Here is a 19562-nt window from a genome sequence, read left to right on the forward strand (position 1 = left end):
TTTATGACAAGGTGAGTAAAGGCAACTTTACAACAAATGTTTTTGAATTGTTTGATACCTCTACATTATTACTGCTGAGAAATTCATAGCGCTTGCAAATGTTTTCGAGCCCGACTCCGGCGGAAGGTTCACCTATAGAGGTCTTTTTCTGAAGATTATTTTCAACTACAATAAAGCCCTTGTCTTCAAATACTTTGACCGTGAGTGGATCATCTTCTGATACAACGTTATGCTTAATGGCATTCTCAATCAACATTTGCAGAGCCAATGGAGCTACTCCCCCTTTAATAGTATTGATTGATATTTCAATGGATAGCTTGTCGGCAAATCTGATTTTTTGAAGATAAATATACGAGTTTAAAAACTTAAGCTCATCAGCAAGCGGAACAACCTCCTTCTCACGGGTATCCAGAACATAGCGATATACTTCTGACAGTTGTTTGATAAATTTAACAGCTTTATCCTGATCTTCATATACCAAATTAGAAAGTGCATTAAAACTGTTAAAGAGGAAGTGCGGGTTAACCTGATTCTTCAAGCTTTCATACTTAGCTGCAATACTCTCTCTTTTCAGTTGCTCGGCTGTAACAACACTTTGCTTCCAGTTAATGAGAAATGCACGGCTATGCATAAAAAGAGAAATAATGATGGTAATAATTACAGAGTAGGTGATACCAGCGGTTAAGTTAAATTTAAAAGACAATGTATAGATGGCACCCAGTATATACATTGCCAGGAATGTATATGTGATGGTAGCTACTAAGCCAACAAGGAAGCGTTTTCCCGGTTGATCAATCCATGACATTTTTGTTGATATATAATCAGCGAGGTACGAATTACCTTTCCATAGCAAGACCCACATGAGCGCGGTAAAGCTTGCGACAATCCAGAACTCGCGTGAATTGTCATAACAGTTTCGACATGTTACTCCAGCCCACGTCATCAAAATTCCGACGAGCATAAGTATAACAATATCTCTTACCTCTCTCCATATAATTTTTCTATCCAATGCCATGTATACTACAGCAATAATCCGATTCCAAGAATAATTAAAGATAGGGCCAAAACAAAAATTCCTGTATAAAGTAATTTAATCCAACCATTTGGTTTTACAGCATTCTTATACAGGGCAGAAAAAAAGAAACCTCCGCTAACCATAAGCGCAGCTAAGGGCAGACCTGCTCTTACCATCCATACCCAAAGAGTTGAGAGCGCAGCGTGATCTGCCAATACCTGGCAAATCAACGAAAGTATGACCAGCACACCTGCATGCGCATGCCCCGCTCTAAACATGGCCTTCTGAAAGTTATTGAATTCAATTTTCTTAAAACTACCCGACAAAACTGTTAACAAAAAGTATCCTCCATATTCAATGGAAGGAATTGTAACAAGTGTAATGCCACACATGAGTTTTGCTTCTTCAGTCATACTTGTCATAAAATTGTTTTTAAGTATAAGGATTAACCTAAAATATAACGTGAAGCGTAGCCTACAGGCCACACTTCACTACTTACGTTATTTACAGTTTGTCTTAAGTTTTTCTGCCATTTGTTTTCCCCACTGTGGTGCCAATGCATTTTCTGATTTATAGGAATCAAATTTTTCAAGTGCTTTTTGTAGTGTGCCACATGCTTCGGATGTTGATGAACCGAAGAACTGTGCGGTGCCGTACTGCATCTGCGCCAGAAGTGAAAGCGCACGTGGGTTGTCACCATTAAATGCCAACGCCTTTTGATACGCCTGAATGGATAACCCTGAGTATTGCTGGCCTCTGGAAGCCGGATCAACTGTTACCCTTATCATGTAGGCAAAACCTTCAAGCGCTATTACCTCGGATTCTTTAGGCGCAACTGCTTTTGCTTTCTCGATGGCCTTCATCGCTTGATCGAGGTAAGCATCCTTCTTTGCACCATCCTGCTCACGCGTGGCCATTATAATATAACCGTAAGCTGCATAGTAAGATGGTTCCCATTTATCTTTTTCGGCGCTGCCGATTCTTTCAAAAGCGTTTACAGTTGCCTGAAGTTGTTCAATAGTTTGTGCTTCATAAATGGCTTTGATATTCTTTTGCATAGCTTCGAAATACTTACCATCGTTGGCCAGGCCAAGACGTGTAAGCGCAAGAACAAGGATAAGTACAAGAACAGGTACAATGTTTAATGTTTTCATAGTGTTAGTAATTATAGAGTTGGTAATTGGTTTACTGATTTATCTTTAGAAAGTGTTATGAATATGCCCACGAATAAGAATCGGGTTGCAGCTTGTCGAATGGGCCTTGCGTTGTAAAGACCCTCTTGATTCCTCACATCACCATACTCATATCCGAAGATATTATCGCGACCAAGAAGATTTGTACACGACAAGTGAATGATGATGTAAGGCTTAGGAAGATAACTCCAGTTAAAGCTCAAGTCAGCATAATAAGGTGTTCTTCCGCTGTTAGTTTTATCGTTGTTAAGATCATTGTAAGGACGTGGTGATGTGTAAGAGTAGGTAGCACCAATTTGGCTCTTTAACTTTTGCACGAAATATTTACCTACTACAGAAAAGTTATGTTTAGATGCAAAGGAAGGCATTGCTTCTTCAGTGAAATTAAGATAGTTGCGTTTAGTATCGAGAAAAGAATAGGATACCCAGTAGTCAATATTTCTGATGGAGCGGTTGTCTCTCCAAAACAACTCAATACCTTTTGCAAATCCATCACCGGTTGCCTTAAGATCGGATAGATCATACGCGGTATACTTCACAAGATCACTGTAACGTTTGTAGTAAGTTTCAATTCTGAAGGTGCGGTTATTATCGATACGCTGGTAGTTAAGAATAAAATGTTCTGCCTTTTCTTCGTTAAGCGCTGTATTAACTCTCAGGTATTCATTCTTTGCAGACTGTCTGAATCTTCCATAAGCAAATGAAACCTGTCCTGTCGATCCTGTTTTATAGGCCATTGACAAGCGAGGGTCAACGCTCAACTTTTCCAGAAGGTTATTATATTCTACCCTGCTCCCAACGCGCGTTACAAAATTATTACTGGCATACAGGTCAGCTTCAACAAATGTAGCTGCGATAACTTCGTTAAATTCGCGGTTACCAGCGCCGTAGATAGCTTGTTCATAATTTCTATTGATAACTTCAGCACCTGTTTTAAGTTCTAATTGATCAGATATTGAACCTTCAAAAACTGTTTTCGCATGTATGCCTTTTTCGATGTCTCCAATAGCAGTTTGATCAAGTTTGATGTTGTTATCAAGTAATGTATATGAAAGACCGCCCCTTACAATCCAATTATTGCTAAGTACATCTTTGTAGGATGCATTTAGATAATTGTAATTATTTTCAAGATCGTAAAGTTGTGTCTGGTTGTAGTCGTCGATATCATGATTATACAACGAATAGTTAGTATGGCTGAAATTGCCATAGAGCTTAACCATGCCATTTTTACCAACCTGTTGACGAAAAGATGAAATACCTTCAATTGACTCTGGTGCTGTTTTCCAATCAATCTCCTGATTGATTAAACCATAGTAAGGACGGATGTTGGTATACTGTAATTTACCCGAGATGGAACCTGATTCCCACGCTTGTGTATGTGTTACATCGCCTCCAACGGATAAGATTCCGATATCGGTGCGTGTCATCTCCGCTTTGTCTCTGGAGTCAAGAACCAGTGTTGATGACAAGGCTTGTCCGTATTCAGCAGAGTATCCACCGGTGCTAAAGCTTGTGCCCTTGAACATAAAAGGCAGAAATCTTCCGCGTGATGGTGTGTTCGGTGCTGAGGGGCCGTAGGCATCCAACACCAGCATGCCATCAATAAACGTCCGTGTTTCGTTGCCTTCGCCTCCGCGTACAAATAATCTTCCCGTCTCTCCTACTTTTTGCGTTCCTGGCAAGGTATTAAGCGCACCGGCAATATCAGCAGTAGCTCCTGCGGTAGTGGCAATGTCCATCGCCTTAAAAACTGTTCTGCGTGATTCGTCACTTGCTGCAAATGTGCCCGCAGAAATCGTCACTGCCTTAAGTTCGCTGATCTCCTCTTCCAGAACGATATCTATGTTTAAGGGCTTTCCAGATAAAGTAACTGGCATTTGATACGCTTTGAAACCTATAAACTTTACCAGAAGGATCTTAGTGCCTTCTTCTGTTGTTGTAAAACTGTACTTTCCATCGTTATCTGAACTTGCCCCATCATATGTATCAAGCAATAGTACATTTGCCAATGCAATAGGGTTAGTGGCTTTGTCGGTAATTCTACCACTTATTATTGTTTGGCAGAATGCACTCATTGTAATAAGGGTTAGAAGCAGGGTAGAAAGTGTTTTCATAGGCTAATCGTTGTGATTACCCTGCAAAGATTAGCACTGGTCGTTACGAAAACGAATTACTCTTACCGAACTGTAAAACAGATAGGATGAGCTGTAGTAAGCCCGAAACGTGCTGTTTTAGGCATTGTGTAATAGACGCAAATAGTGGTAACAAAAAAGGGAGTGCTTCAATGAAGCATTCCCTTTTTGTTATTGGTTCAATGTTCTGCGTTCTGCGTTCGGGGCTGGAAGTTGTTTCAAGTTTAAGGTTACATGTTACAGGTTGCGCGATCGGTGATTGTCAACTGCTCATTGTCAACTGTCAACTAATTCCATTGCCTATTGAATCGTGCCTACTGCCTACTGTTACTTCTCTTCTTCAATCCATTTATTAATCCGCGCTTCCAGGATATTCAGGGGCAACATGCCATACTTCAAGACCTCATCATGGAATAAGCCGATCTTAAACTTGTCACCCAATTCTTTTTCTGCACGTTTACGTAACGATACTATTGTCAACTGTCCGATCTTATAAGAAAGTGCCTGGCCTGGCACCGCCATATAACGTTCAATTTCTGCTACGGCAGATTGCTCAGCAATAGGCTCGTTATCCATCATGTATGCAATAGCCTGCTCGCGTGTCCATCCTTTCGTGTGCAATCCTACATCTACCACAAGGCGGATAGCGCGATGCATCTCATCCCCAAGATGACCAAAGTATTGAATTGGATCGGTAAACAATCCAAGCTCTTTCCCAAGGGACTCAGTATATAATGCCCATCCTTCAGCATAGGCGCTGTACAGTAATGTTCTTCTAAATCTTGGCAGCTCCTGATTCTCCAATTGAAGGGAAACCTGATAGTGATGCCCTGGGATGGCTTCATGTAAAAACAAAGTCTCCATTCCTGAAATATTATATTCTTCAGGATTAATAACAGGAACATAAAATATACCAGGACGAGAACCATCAGGAGAACCAGGGTTGTATTCAGCACTGGCTGACATCTCTCTGAAAGCTTCCGTTTGTCGCACCTCAAACCGAGTTTTAGGAGTCATATTAAATAACTCTTTAAGCCTTGGAGCAATTTTACTTTCGATCCCCTTAAATGCATCTATTACTTGCTGATCGGTTTTGTACGGCATAAACTTCTTATCCTCATTAACATATTTGAAAAATGCCTGAAGATCTCCCTGGAAACTAACTTGTTCTTTAACCTTTTCCATTTCGCCCTTTATTCTTGCTACTTCCGACTCTCCAAGCCTGAAAATTGAATCAGGGTCAAGATTTGTAGTGGTATAAGACCTTATCATCATCTGATAATAAGCATTGCCATTCTGGATAGCGTTAATGCCTGCATTGGTCCTCGTGCGCGGAATATACTCGTTCTTTAAAAAGTCATGCAGTTTTGTATAAGAAGGGACAATTTTCTCTTTTATAGCTTTCGTATAGGCGTCTTTTAATCTTGCCTTGTCGTCAGCGCTAATGGAATCAGGCATATTGGTAATTGGTTGATAGAAGATGCTTTTAGTAACATCCTTGACCATCATATCCTTGCATTGCGGTAATACTCTTTCCATCAGCACCTTAGGGAAGGTATATCCTTCGGAAAGTCCTTGTTTCATGTTTACTATGGCAGTATCAACCCAAATGGCGAAAGCGTCAATGCGTTTAAGAAAATCGTCATAATGCTTTGCTGTTTTAAAAGGCTGAAAACTTTGGCCGCTGCCTATCTGAGGCATGGTTAAAGCCATTCCCCACATCTGCTGTACCGGCATAAGGTGTTCAGGATACTCCAAAAGCTCCTGCCTGAAAGATAATTCCCTTGCAAGGATATCGAAGCTTAATTGCTGTGCATCGGGCAAAGAAGCCCTATCGTAATTCAGAAGGGAATCCTGGTAGCGTTTATAGAACGTCTGCAGAGATTGGCGATACGTATTGCTGATGTCAATCGGAAGCTGATCATTGTACCGGAAGTCGTTGATCTGTGTTGCTTCCAGCGGATTCAACTTCAGATAATCTTCATAGTAAAGGTCCAGCAAGTTATTGAAAGACTGGTTAGTGACTGTTTTCTTTTCTTCCTTCTGAGAACAGGCAAGAAAGAGAATTGCTAATACAACAATTGATAATCGATACATAAGAAAAAGGTAATTTTTCGGCAAAATTAAATATTTGTAGAATCCGGCAGTCTGCTATTCAAAAATAGGCAAACAAAGCCCTAATAATGATTTGCTATTCAGCAGAATAATTAATTTTGTGGCTCATTTTTCAATACTATGGCCGATTACAATAAAGAAGAGATTAGACGTATCGAAGACAAGTGGCGTGCTGCATGGGAACAACGAGGGGTTTATAAAGTTTCGAATAAATCAAACAAACCGAAGTATTATGCTTTGGATATGTTCCCCTATCCATCAGGAGCAGGACTTCACGTTGGCCATCCTCTCGGTTATATTGCTTCCGATATTGTATCAAGATTCAAAAGACTAAAAGGATATAATGTTCTTCACCCGATGGGTTTTGATGCCTTTGGTTTGCCTGCGGAACAATATGCTATTGAACATGGCATCCATCCTGCCAAATCAACCGAGCAGAACATCAAGAACTTCATCAGGCAGTTAAATAAAATTGGCTTTTGTTATGATTGGAGTCGTGAGGTAAGAACGTGCGACCCCTCTTACTACAAATGGACACAATGGATCTTCCTTCAAATATTCGACAGCTGGTTCAACCGGAAAAAAGAGAAAGCTGAACGCATTGCTGTGCTCGTAAGCATTTTTGAGCAGGAAGGAAATGTGAACCACCCATTCCCAAATTTGAAATATAAACTTCCACATTCTAATAAAATCACTTTTACGAATACTGAATGGAAGTCGTTTGATGAGAAATACAAGCAGGAGATACTGATGCAGTATCGTCTGGCCTACCTGGCGTATACGGATGTTAACTGGTGTGAAGCACTTGGTACTGTACTTGCCAACGACGAGGTGATTAATGGTGTTAGCTACCGCGGAGGGTTTCCTGTGGTGCGTAAGCAGATGCGCCAATGGAGTTTGCGTATCACAGAATATGCTGAACGCTTGTTAAAAGGTTTGGATGAAATTGATTTCAGTGAGTCTATGAAAGAGATTCAGCGCAACTGGATCGGCAAGAGCATAGGAGCCAAAATCAATTTCAAGGTAAAAAGTGAGCAATCAAAAGTAGATTCGCTTACCGTGTTTACAACCAGGCCCGATACAATTTATGGTGTTGACTTTATGGTTATTGCACCTGAGCATGAAATTGTAAAGGACATCACCAGCAAAGCACAACAAGCGGAGATCGATCAATACCTGAAATATGTTGAAAGCCGTTCGGAAGTTGAGCGAATGGCAGAAGTGAAAAAAGTAACAGGTGCATTTACAGGTGCCTACGCTGTTAATCCTATCAGTGGTCGCGAAGTTCCTATCTGGATCAGTGAATATGTGTTGGCTGGCTACGGCACAGGTGCTATTATGGGCGTGCCTTGCGGCGATGAACGCGATCATAAATTTGCAAAGCATTTTAATCTTCCGATTACCAACATTATTGGTTCTTATTATAATGGTAAGGAAGCCAATCCTACATACGATGCCGTGCTTGAAAATTCAGATTTTTTAAATGGCTTAACCATGAAGCAGGCTATTGACGTTGTAGTGAAAAAACTTGAAGAGCTGGGTATAGGCCAGAGACAGGTGAACTACAAAATGCGCGATGCCGGATGGAGCAGACAGCGCTATTGGGGTGAACCCTTCCCTGTTGTTTTTAAAGATGACATGCCTTACGCCATGGATGAGAAAGATCTTCCATTAGAGCTTCCTGATTCAAATAACTTTAAACCTTCAGGTACTGGTGAGGGTCCATTGGCAAATTTGAAAGACTGGATTAACATCAGTGAAAATGAACGTAGAGATTCCAACACCATGCCTACCCATGCTGGCGCTGCCTGGTATTTCCTGCGTTTTACTGATCCCCATAATGACAAAGAATTTGCAAGCCGCGAAGCATTAAATTACTGGAACCAGGTCGATGTTTATATCGGAGGTTCAGAACATGCTGTAGCGCATTTATTGTATGCAAGACTTTGGGTTAAGGTACTTCATGATCTTGGCTATTTAGGATTTGATGAACCTTTTAAAAAACTAATTAACCAGGGAAAAATTACTGGCGATTCACGCTTTGTTTACAGAGTTCGCGGAACACATAAATTCGTTTCGGCAGGGCTAAAAGGTGAGTATGAAACAGATCCATTGCATGTTGACGTAAACATCGTTAATGGCTTGGAACTGGATACAGAAGCATTTAAGAAGTGGAAGCCTGACTTTGCCAATGCGGAGTTCATACTAGAAGACGGCAAATATATTTGTGGTTCTGCAATTGAAAAGATGAGTAAATCATACTTCAATGTTGTTAACCCTGATGACATTATCGAAAACTACGGAGCAGATACATTAAGAATGTACGAGATGTTCCTCGGCCCTTTGGAAATGTCCAAACCCTGGAACACCAACGGTATTGATGGCGTATTTAAATTCCTGAGAAGGTTCTGGAATCTATTCCACGATGATAAAGGTAACTTTAGTGTTTCAGATACTGAACCTACTAGAGAAGAACTGAAAGCGCTTCATAAAACATTAAAAAAGGTAGAGCAGGACATCGAGAATTTCTCTTTTAATACTTCGGTTAGTGAGTTTATGATTTGTGTAAATGAACTGAGTTCGCTGAAGTGCAATAAGCGAGCTATTCTTGAGCCACTTGCCATCGGGTTGGCTTCGTTCGCTCCGCACATTACAGAAGAGCTTTGGGAGAAACTAGGACATGAAGATACAATTCTCAATGCTTCCTTCCCTCAATATAATGAGGAGTATCTCAAAGAAAACTCTTTTGAGTATCCTATTTCCATCAACGGAAAAGTTCGAGCGAAGATGGAGTTCGCATTAGATATGCCCAAAGAAGATATTGAAAAAACCGTGCTTGCAGCTGAGGTTGTGATGAAATGGACAGAAGGTAAACCTCCAAAAAAGGTTATTGTAGTACCTGGAAGAATTGTGAATGTTGTAGTTTAAAATTGTGATTCTTTAAGATAAAAGGCAGTTCTTACGTAAGAGCTGCCTTTTTTATTTACACTAACACTCATTCGTTACAATTCTGTATTTTAGCTGGCTTTTTAAACACAACCAGAATGCATTATTCCAAAATTATTGGGCTCGGCCACCACATGCCTGAAAATGTGATTACCAATGAATATCTCTCTACTGTGATGGAAACAAATAATGAGTGGATTGTAGAGAGGACGGGTATCAAAGAAAGAAGATGGATGGATCCTGCCAAAGATACTGTCGCTAATATGGCTGCTAAAGCCACACGGATGGCTTTAGAAAGAGCCAAACTTTCCGAAAAAGACGTCGACTTTATTGTTTTTGCTACCATTACCCCTGACTACTTCTTTCCTGGTTCAGGAGTTCTATTACAAAGAGAACTTGGATTAGAATCTATACCGGCCTTAGACATACGAAATGCATGCTCAGGCTTCATCTATGCCTTATCTGTAGCCGATCAATTCATTAAAACAGGAATGTATAAAACTGTATTGGTTGTCGGTGCTGAAATTCAATCAACCGCTTTAGACATCTCTACGCGGGGAAGAAATACTGCCGTTATCTTTGGTGATGGAGCTGGTGCTGTTATTCTGCGAGCATCAGAAAAACCCGGCATCCTTTCAACACACCTTCACTCCGATGGGCGTTTTGCTGAAGAGTTATATGTAAAAGATCCAGGTAGTTCACGCCCTCACAAAGAAAGGCAACCTGAACAGATCTTAGATACCAGTTCATTTAAAGTTGTTATGAATGGAAATCAGGTCTTCAAGTACGCTGTTGTTAAGTTTATGGAAGTCATCCAAGAGGCACTGCAAGCCAATAACCTCAAAAAAGAAGATATTAACTTACTGGTACCTCATCAGGCAAACCTCAGAATTAGTCAGTATATTCAGGAAAAACTTGAATTATCAGATTCGCAGGTTTATAATAACATCATGCGTTATGGTAATACTACCGCAGCATCTATCCCTATTGCATTAAGCGAAGCCTGGGCAGAAGGGAAAATCAAAGAAAATGATTTACTTTGTTTAGCTGCGTTTGGCAGTGGCTTTACCTGGGCATCTGCCTTAATAAGATGGTAGAATAATGGTAGCGCGTTGAAGCTGAAGGCTTCATATATTAGTAATTCATAACACAACTTCAAGAAGATGTCTATAATCATTGTTTCCTTTTGCATCATCGTGCTCATCCTTCTGATAACGCAATTTAAGGTCAATGCATTTCTGGCTTTTCTTCTAATTTGTATTCTTGCCGGGTTTCTACTGGGTATTGATAGTACAAAGATTGTTGGTTCTATACAGAAGGGCATCGGTGACATGCTTGGCTCTCTTGTAATAGTAATTGTAAGCGGTGCCATGCTCGGAAAACTAGTTGCAGAAAGCGGAGCTGCCGAACGAATAGCTTCAGGCATGATGAGGTTGTTTGGAGAGCGGTATATTCAATGGGCATTGGTAGTTACAGGATTTGTTATAGGCATTCCGTTGTTTTATAACGTAGGTTTTGTTCTTGTAATGCCTCTGGTTTTTTCGGTGGTTTACCGATACAAGTTACCTTCCATTTATGTGGGATTGCCAATTCTTACAGCCCTATCAGTAACGCATGGCTTTCTTCCTCCCCATCCGTCACCTGCAGGATTAGTTAGTCAGTTTGACGCGGACATGGGAAAAACATTGCTGTATGGGATCCTAATTGCCATTCCTACAGTAATAATTGCCGGCCCGATCTTTTCAAAAACCCTGAGAAGAATCAATGCGCCCATGTTAAAAACATTTAAACCCAGTGATACACCAGAAGATCAATTACCAGGGTTGACAAATAGTCTTATCTCGGCACTGCTTCCTGTTATCCTGCTTACAATTACTACCGTACTTACTTACATCATACCACCATACAGCCCATTAAGCAAAACAATTCTTTTCTTAAGCGATCCTGCATTGGTACTATTACTTTCTTTGTTCATCGTAACCTTTACACTGGGTATTAACATGAAAATGAGTATGAAGAAAATCATGGATATCTATAGCGATTCGGTAAAAGATATCGCTATGCTTCTACTTATCATGAGCGGTGCAGGTGCATTAAAAGAGATTTTGATTGTTAGCGGTGTAAGCATGGAGATAGCAGGGCTACTGAATGGCCTTAATGTTCATTTACTTGTGTTAGGTTGGCTGCTCGCTTCCGTTATCAGAGTATGTCTTGGTTCAGCAACAGTAGCTGGTCTTACTGCTGCTGGCATCGTTGCTCCGCTTTTGAATGGCTCAGGAGTTGATCCCAACCTTATGGTACTATCTATTGGAGCAGGAAGTCTCATGTTTTCACATATTAATGATGCAGGCTTCTGGTTGTTTAAAGAATATTTTAATACAAGCATTCGTGATACAATCAAATCGTGGTCAATGATGGAATCTATTGTTGCAGTTAGTGGTTTGGTGGGTGTTTTGATTTTGAATTACATTATATAAGCAGAATTCTTAACTCCTTATTCTGAGCTCTCCTACCAATGCGTGGCACACACATTCTTCATTATTACTCAAAATGTTAAATTTTGTAACATTATCTCAATGATAATTCTCAAATTGGATGCTCAATTAACATGTTACAAATGAGTACTTCACCTGATCAAAGATTTGCAGACTTAAAGCTTACCCTTCCTCCTGCTCCTAAACCACTTGGCGTATACAAACCTTTTCTTATAGTTGATAAGTTCGTTTATGTTTCAGGACATGGAACAGTAAAAGAAGATGGAACACTCATTATCGGACGCATAGGAAAAGATATGAGTATGGAAGAAGGAAAAGCTGCAGCACAACAAGTAGGTCTCGCCATACTTGCAACACTAAAACAGAATCTCGGAAGCCTCAACAAGATTAAACGTGTAGTTAAAGTCCTTGGTATGGTAAATTGTGTTCCGGAGTTCGAAAGACATCCTTTTGTTATCAACGGATGCAGTGAATTGTTTGCAAAAGTATGGGGTGAAGAGAATGGAATAGGTGTGCGTAGTGCAGTAGGCATGGGTTCACTTCCAGATAATATTCCGGTTGAAATTGAAGCAATGTTTGAATTACAATGAGCAACGCTTGGTATACTTTTAATAACGTGGACGAGATTGATTCACCTGCCCTCCTGATATATAAGGAGCATGTGAAGGACAATATTGAGACACTAATAAATTCCATCGATTCTAAGGAACGTCTTCGCCCTCATATAAAAACACATAAATCTCCTGAAGTGTCAAGCTTGATGCTTAAGGCTGGCATCACAAAATTTAAGTGTGCTACAATTGCTGAAGCAGAAATGCTTGCCAATGCAGGAGCACAAGACGTCTTACTTGCTTACCAACCCGTAGGACCTAAAGCAAAACGCCTGGCTGAATTAGTAGAAGAATTTCCAGGCACTACATTTTCCTGTCTGATAGATAATTACAATACAGCGTCAGCACTATCCAGTGTCTTTACATTAAACAATTTAAGTATCAATGTATATATTGATGTAAATGTAGGAATGAACAGAACTGGAATATCTACTGAAGGAGTGACTGAACTGTTTCGAATCTGTGAGAATTTAAAAGGAATATCCATAGTAGGCTTACATGCCTATGATGGACATATTCGTGATACTGATTTCGAGGCAAGGAAAAAGAAGTGTGATGAGGGCTTTAATAGTATCCAAACAATAGCAGAGCAAATAGAACAATCATCCGGAAAGAAACTTATAATAGTTGCAGGCGGAACGCCAACATACTCTGTTCACTCCCGAAGAAAAGAAATTGAATGTAGCCCTGGCACATTCATTTATTGGGACAAAGGATATGAGCAGATACTTCCTGAACAGCATTACAAATTTGCAGCACTTGTTTTAACTCGGGTTATTTCCAAACCAGCAAGCAATCTCATTTGTATTGATCTTGGGCACAAAGCAATTGCCTCTGAGAATCCTCTTAATAATCGAGTATACTTTCTTAATGCACCTGAACTGTTTCCTGTTGGCCATAGTGAAGAACACATGGTACTACAAACTACGGATAAACAGTATGAGGTTGGTGATGCACTTTATGGTGTTCCCCATCATGTATGCCCTACTGTTGCACTTCATGACCAGGCTCATGTTGTTGAAAAACATATGGCTGTTGATGTCTGGTACAATATCTCAAGGAATAGAAAAATAACAATCTAGGATACATGTTTATTATTGATGCGCACCTCGACCTCGCCATGAATGCAATGGAATGGAACAGGGATCTAAGAAAACCCATAGAAGAGATAAGGAACCGTGAGGAACATCTTAAAGATAAACCAGACAGAGGAAAAGGCGTTGTAAGCTTCCCTGAGTTAAGAAAGGGAAACATTGGACTGGTAGTGGCGACACAAATAGCCCGATACGTAGCTCCTGATAATTCATTGCCGGGTTGGAATTCTCCTGAACAAGCATGGGCACAGACTCAAGGGCAACTGGCATGGTATAAAGCCATGGAAGATGCAGGAGAACTAGTACAAATAAAAGATCTTCCATCGCTCGAAAAACATTTACAGCTTTGGAATGACGGTAACTCAAACACCAATAAACCTATTGGCTATATCCTTAGCCTTGAAGGTGCTGATTCTATTGTTACAGTAAAACATCTTGAACGTGCTTATGCTTACGGTTTACGTGCTGTAGGGCCAGGACATTATGGACCTGGAAGGTATGCACAGGGCACGAATGCAACAGGCGGAATTGGCCAGACCGGGCGTGAGCTTCTTAAAGAAATGGAGCGCCTGAATATTATTCTCGACGCGACGCATTTGTGTGATGACAGTTTCTGGGAGGCTATGGATCACTTCCATGGCAATGTTTGGGCGAGTCATAATAATTGTCGTTCGATTGTAGACCATAACAGGCAATTCAGTGATGAGCAGATCAAAGAACTTGTTAGTCGTGGTGCCGTAATTGGCAGCGTGCTGGATACTTGGATGATGGTCCCTAACTGGATCAGGGGAGAATCTACTCCTGAGAACACTAATTGCAACCTGGAGGTTATCATCAACCATATGGATCACATTTGTCAGCTTGCCGGCAATGCTTTACATGTTGCCATCGGATCTGATCTTGATGGAGCATTTGGCAAAGAGCAATCACCTTATGATCTTGAGACCATTGCAGACTTGCAAAAAATATCTAACCTTTTACAAAAGCGTGGTTACGCAAACGCTGATATAGAAAACATTATGCACGGGAACTGGCTTCGTTTTTTAAGAAGAGCCTGGAAATAATTACTAGTATACTTTGAAGATTATAGCTATGCCTGTTGTTGCATCTTTTTATAAATCAACAACAGGCATATCAGTAATTATAAGTTGAACTAACGCTTATTGATTAACTTTTTCCAGGTTAATCTTCTGGACTTTCTCATATCCAAAAAGCTCATCTAGTGAGAGCTCTTGTATTTTTCCATAGCGTTTTAACTCCTGGAAGTTGATCTTATCTTTATTTCCGATTAATACAACGTTAAAGTTTTTATTCTTAAGATACTCGCCCTGGAATTTCTCAACATCTGCTAACGTAAACCTTTGTACCTGGTCATAAACATCTTTGCGTATATCATAAGACAACCCTTTTTTACGTGCAGATTCGTAATTGAATAAGATGCCTGCTTTGGTAATGCGTTCACTTTCTATCTGGTTAAGAATTGAATTCCGTGCAACTTCAAATCCATTATCGGACTTAGGAAAACTTTGCAGCAGGCCCAACATTGCTTTCATTGCCTCCGGTTGCTTATCAGCCTGTGTTCCCATATAGGCGTAGAAAAAGTCGTTCTTGGTTGGTTTAGCTGCTGTACCATAATAAGCAAAGGCAGAATAAGCTAACCCTTGAGATTCCCTTAATTCCTGAAAAACAGGAGAACTCATATTTCCTCCAAAGTATTCATTAAACATTCTGCTTATCGCAATTCTGTTCTTATCAAACTCCTCGCTTTTCGTCAGGAACATGATCTCTTCCTGCACCATATCATAGTCAGTCCAGTAAACAGATGGCTCTTTTGCATCAGCCATATCAAACTTTACTGGTTCAGGTGTTGGTTTTAATTTATCAGGCAGCACATGATACTGATTAACAGTAGCCAGCAACTCCTGTTCTTTCTTAGGCCCATAGTACAAAACTCTGTGCTCTGTTTTCGTAAAGTCTTTGATGATGCTAGTCAGCTCCTCGCTCTTTAACTCACGGAGCTCCTTATTGCTTAATACATTTGTAAATGGTGACTTCGCTCCATACAATCCGTAGTTCATTAAACCACTAAACATGATCGTAGACTTGCTTTTCTTAGCATCCTCTCTCTTTTTAAAGATGCCATCGACCATCTTCTTAAGCGCTTCATCATCAGCCTTCGCATTTGCCAGTAATTTCTCAAATAGGGCAAGTGATTTATCCATGGTCTCACTCAGCCCTTCTAAATATATATACGTCTGGTCTTCAGCGGCGAATACGTCAAAATTAGAACCGAGTTTATAGAACTCCTTTTTAACATCCTCAGCCGACATATCATCGGTACCTACATACTGAAGATATTCAATGGCAATGTTCATCCGAGGATCGTTATTTGTTCCTACGTCGGAGAGATAGTAAAGTGAATAAAGTTCATTTTCCTGATTAGGTGTGTATAGAACTTCAACGCCTTTATTCATGGATAACTTCTTAATGTCTTTATCATAGTCAAGAAAAACAGGCTTTAACTTCTCTACCTTGTTCTTACCTATACGTTCATGGAAAGGTGATTTATTTTCTTTATTAAGAACAACTTTTGTAATAGAAGGCTTATTAACCTTCTTAGCATTTAAATCCTTTCCGGTTCGTTTATAGACGATCACATAATTATCCTTGTAATTCTCATTCGCAAACTTTACAATATCCTCCTTCTTGAATTTTCGCAATGCTTCAATTTCACCAATGTATTTATTCCATGGAATACCATTTGTAAAAGCAATCACCAGGTCATTTGAACGAGACCAGTTCTCTTCACTATCCTTTATCTTGCTTTTCTTTAAATCATTAATAGTCGCTTCGATCAGCCAATCTTCAAACTCCCCTTTTTTAAGTAATTCAATTTGTTCCAGTAGCAGCTTCTTTACATCATCAAGGCTTTGGCCTTCACGCGGCCTTCCTGAAAAAGTATGAATTGCGTAATCATTAAGATAATCGACATAACTACTTGGCTCTATAACAGCCTGCTTCTGCTTCAGGTTAATATCTATTAGGCCTGCTTGCGAATTAGCAAGGATCATATCAGTTAATCTTAACAACTGGAAATCATCAGAGCTTCTTCCCTTGAAACGAAACCCTATATTGATCCATTCTGCATCCGGTCCGTAAACTTCCTTTACTACAGGTTGCTTAAGCGGTTCTTCTTCAATTCTTTCAAGTGGAGTGATTTCACCGTTAGGCTGCCAGGTAGAAAAATATTTATCAATTGAAGCAATAGTCTTATCGTAGTCCATATCACCACTCAGGCATATGGCGACATTGTTAGGACGATAATACTTAGTAAAGTAATTCTTAATCTCGGTAATCGAAGGATTTTTTAAATGCTCTATGGTGCCAATAACTGTTTGGGTGCCATACTGATGTTTTGGAAACATACCAGCATACAATGCTTCGTAGGTTTTCCAGTAATCATTGTCAAGACTTCTGTTCTTCTCTTCATATACAGCTTCAAGCTCGGTATGAAACAAGCGGGGAACAATTTTCTGAAAGCGGTTCGCCTCTATCTGAAGCCAGTTTTCAAGCTGATTTGACGGAATATCATTAATATAAACAGTCCTGTCTTCTGTAGTATAGGCATTGGTACCCTTTGCACCTATTTCACTTACCATTTTATCATACTCATTTGCAATAGCGTATTTGGATGCTTCATTTGAAACCTTATCAATAAGTTTGTAATAGTTTACGCGTGTTACAGAATCTGTTAAGGCACCATAGGTTGTAAACATATTTTCGATGCTGTCGAGAAGAACTTCTTCTTTCTTCCAATCAAGTGTACCGAAATCTGCGGTACCTTTAAACATAATATGCTCAAGATAATGGGCAAGACCAGTATTGGTAGCAGGATCATTTTTTCCACCCGCCTTTACTGCAATCTGGGTTTGTATTCTCGGTTCACCCTCGTACTTGCTTAGATAAACTTTAAGGCCATTTTTTAGGGTATAGATCCTTACTTTTAAAGGGTCGTTGGTAACATATTCGTAACTATAGCCGTTACTTTCTCCCTGTTTTACTTCATATTGAACTTCATCTTTACATCCAATAGTAAACAGCAGAACCAACACAAGTAGAATTCTGAGGGTTTTGTCAATCATAGGTATAGACATTTTAAGGTAATTGTTAAATTTATAGAAGAATTACTTAAGAAGTAATACTTGTTGTCCAATTTTAAACATTTGCTTTCAAGGGATACTTTTAAAAGTCATTTTGCGTTATCTACTGTTAAATAATTTTCCAATCCTTATGAGGAAGAAGGTACTTTTCCCTTTTATTGTTATTGCTTGCATCGTTGCTCTTTCGTTTACTAAACCTGCTGACCGCTATTTCGAGATTGCAAAGAACCTCGACATATTCGCTACCCTTTTTAAAGAGGTTAATGCATTATATGTCGATGAAGTTAATCCGAACAAGTTGATTAGAACTGGTATTGATGCAATGCTTGGATCTCTCGATCCCTACACAAACTACATCGCTGAAGATGAAGTTGAAGATTATAGAACTGTAAACACAGGCCAATATGGTGGTATTGGTGCGATAACCCGCGAGATTGGTGGAAAGACAATCGTTACCATGATAATGGATGGGTATGGTGCACAAAAAGGCGGATTAAAGATTGGCGATGAAGTACTTGAAATAGATGGTGTGCAACTTTCTAAATTATCAAGGGAAGAGTCTGGCCAACTTATGAAAGGCCAGGTGGGCACACCTGTAACACTGACCATTAAACGCTACGGAAGCGAGCAGCCGATTAAACTTCAGTTCAAAAGAGAAAAGATCAAGGTACATAATGTTCCTTATTCCGGAATGTTATCCAACGACATTGCTTACATTCAATTATCAGATTTTACACCGGATGCGGGCAAAGAGGTCAGAAATTCACTTATTGCCCTTAAAGAAAAAGGTGCTAAAGGCGTTATACTCGACCTGCGAGGCAATCCCGGCGGTTTGCTAATCGAGGCTGTTAATATATCTAACATATTTATTCCGAAAGGAAAACTGGTTGTGAGCACGAAGGGAAAAATTCCCGAAAACAACCTTAGCTATGAGACATTAAATGCTCCTGTTGATACTGAAATTCCTGTTGCTGTATTGATCAATCGCGGTAGCGCCTCTGCTTCTGAAATTGTAGCTGGTACCTTGCAGGACTACGACAGAGGGGTAGTACTTGGTGAACGATCTTATGGTAAAGGTCTTGTACAGGTAAGCAGACCGCTTTCCTACAACTCACAGCTCAAAGTAACAACTGCAAAATACTATACTCCTACCGGCCGTTGTATACAGGTTCTTGATTATGCGCATAGAAGAGACGATGGAAGTGTAGCCTCTATTCCTGATTCAATCAAGAGAAGTTTTAAAACTTCTACAGGAAGAACTGTTTATGATGGTGGAGGTATCGAACCAGATATAAAGGTAGAAGCTGTAGAGGCCAGTGCATTGACGCAGGTGCTGTTTGAAAAGGGCTTTTTATTCGACTTTGCTACGCAATATGTTTACAAGAATCCGGAAGTAGTTGACCCTAAAACATTTTCGTTAAGTGACGAAGGATACCAACAGTTTGTAACATGGATGAAGGGTAAAGACTATAGCTACAAATCGTACCTTGAACACGAGCTGGAAGAGCTAACGGGCGAAGCAAAAAAAGAAAAATACTACGGTGAAATAAAGAATCAGCTGGAACAGGTGAAGACAAGAATAGCAGAGAATAAAAAGAATGAGCTTATGCTTTATAAAAACCAGGTCAAGATGCTTTTGGAAGAAGAAATTATTGCAAGATTCCATTTAGAAAAAGGTAGCGTTGAAGCAGGATTTAAGTATGACAATGAGGTTAAAAAGGCTATTGAAGTTTTGCATGATACTCAGCAATACAAAAAGGTGCTGAACATTCAGTAGTAACTGCATCTATAATCATTTACC

At 39.9% G+C, this 19562-nt stretch carries 13 protein-coding genes; 7 read left to right on the plus strand and 6 right to left on the minus strand.

Annotation, left to right across the window (positions count from 1 at the left end; translation table 11 throughout):
• Position 1 precedes the first annotated feature (1 nt).
• From KK060_RS15445 to KK060_RS15465, 5 genes are all read right to left on the minus strand, one after another.
• Positions 2 to 1015, minus strand: coding sequence for a sensor histidine kinase (locus KK060_RS15445; RefSeq protein WP_254154660.1), 1014 nt, complete (start codon positions 1013 to 1015; stop codon positions 2 to 4).
• A gap of 5 nt (positions 1016 to 1020) precedes the next feature.
• Entirely contained in the window at positions 1021 to 1437 is a 417-nt protein-coding gene (locus tag KK060_RS15450) for a hypothetical protein (protein ID WP_254154661.1), read from the minus strand.
• A gap of 78 nt (positions 1438 to 1515) precedes the next feature.
• Positions 1516 to 2169 carry a tetratricopeptide repeat protein gene (locus tag KK060_RS15455; RefSeq protein ID WP_254154662.1) on the minus strand — a complete coding sequence of 218 codons (654 nt, stop codon included), beginning with the start codon at positions 2167 to 2169 and terminating at the stop codon, positions 1516 to 1518.
• An 11-nt stretch (positions 2170 to 2180) separates the two neighbouring features.
• Entirely contained in the window at positions 2181 to 4322 is a 2142-nt protein-coding gene (locus KK060_RS15460) for a TonB-dependent receptor (RefSeq protein ID WP_254154663.1), read from the minus strand.
• Between the two features lie 345 nt (positions 4323 to 4667).
• Positions 4668 to 6437, minus strand: coding sequence for a DUF885 domain-containing protein (locus tag KK060_RS15465; RefSeq protein WP_254154664.1), 1770 nt, complete (start codon positions 6435 to 6437; stop codon positions 4668 to 4670).
• A gap of 138 nt (positions 6438 to 6575) precedes the next feature.
• Here KK060_RS15465 and leuS point away from each other — a divergent pair, with 138 nt between their 5' ends.
• The 6 genes from leuS to KK060_RS15495 all read left to right on the plus strand — a co-directional run bounded on the left by leuS (position 6576) and on the right by KK060_RS15495 (position 14665).
• Positions 6576 to 9383 (plus strand): leucine--tRNA ligase, encoded by a 2808-nt coding sequence (leuS, locus tag KK060_RS15470; protein ID WP_254154665.1) that lies wholly within the window; start codon positions 6576 to 6578, stop codon positions 9381 to 9383.
• Between the two features lie 116 nt (positions 9384 to 9499).
• Positions 9500 to 10498 carry a 3-oxoacyl-ACP synthase III family protein gene (locus KK060_RS15475; protein ID WP_254154666.1) on the plus strand — a complete coding sequence of 333 codons (999 nt, stop codon included), beginning with the start codon at positions 9500 to 9502 and terminating at the stop codon, positions 10496 to 10498.
• Positions 10499 to 10564: 66 nt separating this feature from the next.
• A complete protein-coding gene (locus tag KK060_RS15480) occupies positions 10565 to 11878 on the plus strand; it encodes a gluconate:H+ symporter (RefSeq protein ID WP_254154667.1) in 1314 nt (437 codons plus the stop codon).
• Between the two features lie 140 nt (positions 11879 to 12018).
• Positions 12019 to 12486, plus strand: a complete 468-nt coding sequence (locus KK060_RS15485; protein ID WP_254154668.1) for a RidA family protein — start codon at positions 12019 to 12021, stop codon at positions 12484 to 12486.
• On the plus strand, positions 12483 to 13589 hold the full coding sequence (locus KK060_RS15490) for a D-TA family PLP-dependent enzyme (RefSeq protein ID WP_254154669.1): 1107 nt from the start codon (positions 12483 to 12485) through the stop codon (positions 13587 to 13589). The genes KK060_RS15485 and KK060_RS15490 overlap by 4 nt, the downstream gene beginning before the upstream one ends.
• 5 nt (positions 13590 to 13594) lie before the next feature.
• Positions 13595 to 14665 carry a dipeptidase gene (locus KK060_RS15495; protein ID WP_254154670.1) on the plus strand — a complete coding sequence of 357 codons (1071 nt, stop codon included), beginning with the start codon at positions 13595 to 13597 and terminating at the stop codon, positions 14663 to 14665.
• Positions 14666 to 14761: 96 nt separating this feature from the next.
• Here the strand turns inward: KK060_RS15495 and KK060_RS15500 are convergent, their stop codons facing one another.
• Complete coding sequence (locus KK060_RS15500) at positions 14762 to 17743, minus strand: M16 family metallopeptidase (protein ID WP_254154671.1); 2982 nt, start codon at positions 17741 to 17743, stop codon at positions 14762 to 14764.
• Between the two features lie 148 nt (positions 17744 to 17891).
• On the opposite strand from KK060_RS15500, the gene KK060_RS15505 reads away from it, so the two are divergent.
• Positions 17892 to 19538 (plus strand): S41 family peptidase, encoded by a 1647-nt coding sequence (locus KK060_RS15505; RefSeq protein ID WP_254154672.1) that lies wholly within the window; start codon positions 17892 to 17894, stop codon positions 19536 to 19538.
• Positions 19539 to 19562: the final 24 nt, after the last annotated feature.

The sequence above is a fragment of the Chryseosolibacter indicum genome (genome assembly GCF_018598585.1).
Classification (GTDB): Bacteria; Bacteroidota; Bacteroidia; order Cytophagales; family Cyclobacteriaceae; genus Chryseosolibacter; species Chryseosolibacter indicus.

Excerpts from the sequence above, each read along its gene's own strand:
- KK060_RS15445 (WP_254154660.1), bottom strand. The coding sequence starts at position 1,015 with ATGGCATTGGATAGAAAAATTATATGGAGAGAGGTAAGAGATATTGTT.
- KK060_RS15450 (WP_254154661.1), bottom strand. The coding sequence starts at position 1,437 with ATGACAAGTATGACTGAAGAAGCAAAACTCATGTGTGGCATTACACTT.
- KK060_RS15455 (WP_254154662.1), bottom strand. The coding sequence starts at position 2,169 with ATGAAAACATTAAACATTGTACCTGTTCTTGTACTTATCCTTGTTCTT.
- KK060_RS15460 (WP_254154663.1), bottom strand. The coding sequence starts at position 4,322 with ATGAAAACACTTTCTACCCTGCTTCTAACCCTTATTACAATGAGTGCA.
- KK060_RS15465 (WP_254154664.1), bottom strand. The coding sequence starts at position 6,437 with ATGTATCGATTATCAATTGTTGTATTAGCAATTCTCTTTCTTGCCTGT.
- leuS (WP_254154665.1), top strand. The coding sequence starts at position 6,576 with ATGGCCGATTACAATAAAGAAGAGATTAGACGTATCGAAGACAAGTGG.
- KK060_RS15475 (WP_254154666.1), top strand. The coding sequence starts at position 9,500 with ATGCATTATTCCAAAATTATTGGGCTCGGCCACCACATGCCTGAAAAT.
- KK060_RS15480 (WP_254154667.1), top strand. The coding sequence starts at position 10,565 with ATGTCTATAATCATTGTTTCCTTTTGCATCATCGTGCTCATCCTTCTG.
- KK060_RS15485 (WP_254154668.1), top strand. The coding sequence starts at position 12,019 with ATGAGTACTTCACCTGATCAAAGATTTGCAGACTTAAAGCTTACCCTT.
- KK060_RS15490 (WP_254154669.1), top strand. The coding sequence starts at position 12,483 with ATGAGCAACGCTTGGTATACTTTTAATAACGTGGACGAGATTGATTCA.
- KK060_RS15495 (WP_254154670.1), top strand. The coding sequence starts at position 13,595 with ATGTTTATTATTGATGCGCACCTCGACCTCGCCATGAATGCAATGGAA.
- KK060_RS15500 (WP_254154671.1), bottom strand. The coding sequence starts at position 17,743 with ATGATTGACAAAACCCTCAGAATTCTACTTGTGTTGGTTCTGCTGTTT.
- KK060_RS15505 (WP_254154672.1), top strand. The coding sequence starts at position 17,892 with ATGAGGAAGAAGGTACTTTTCCCTTTTATTGTTATTGCTTGCATCGTT.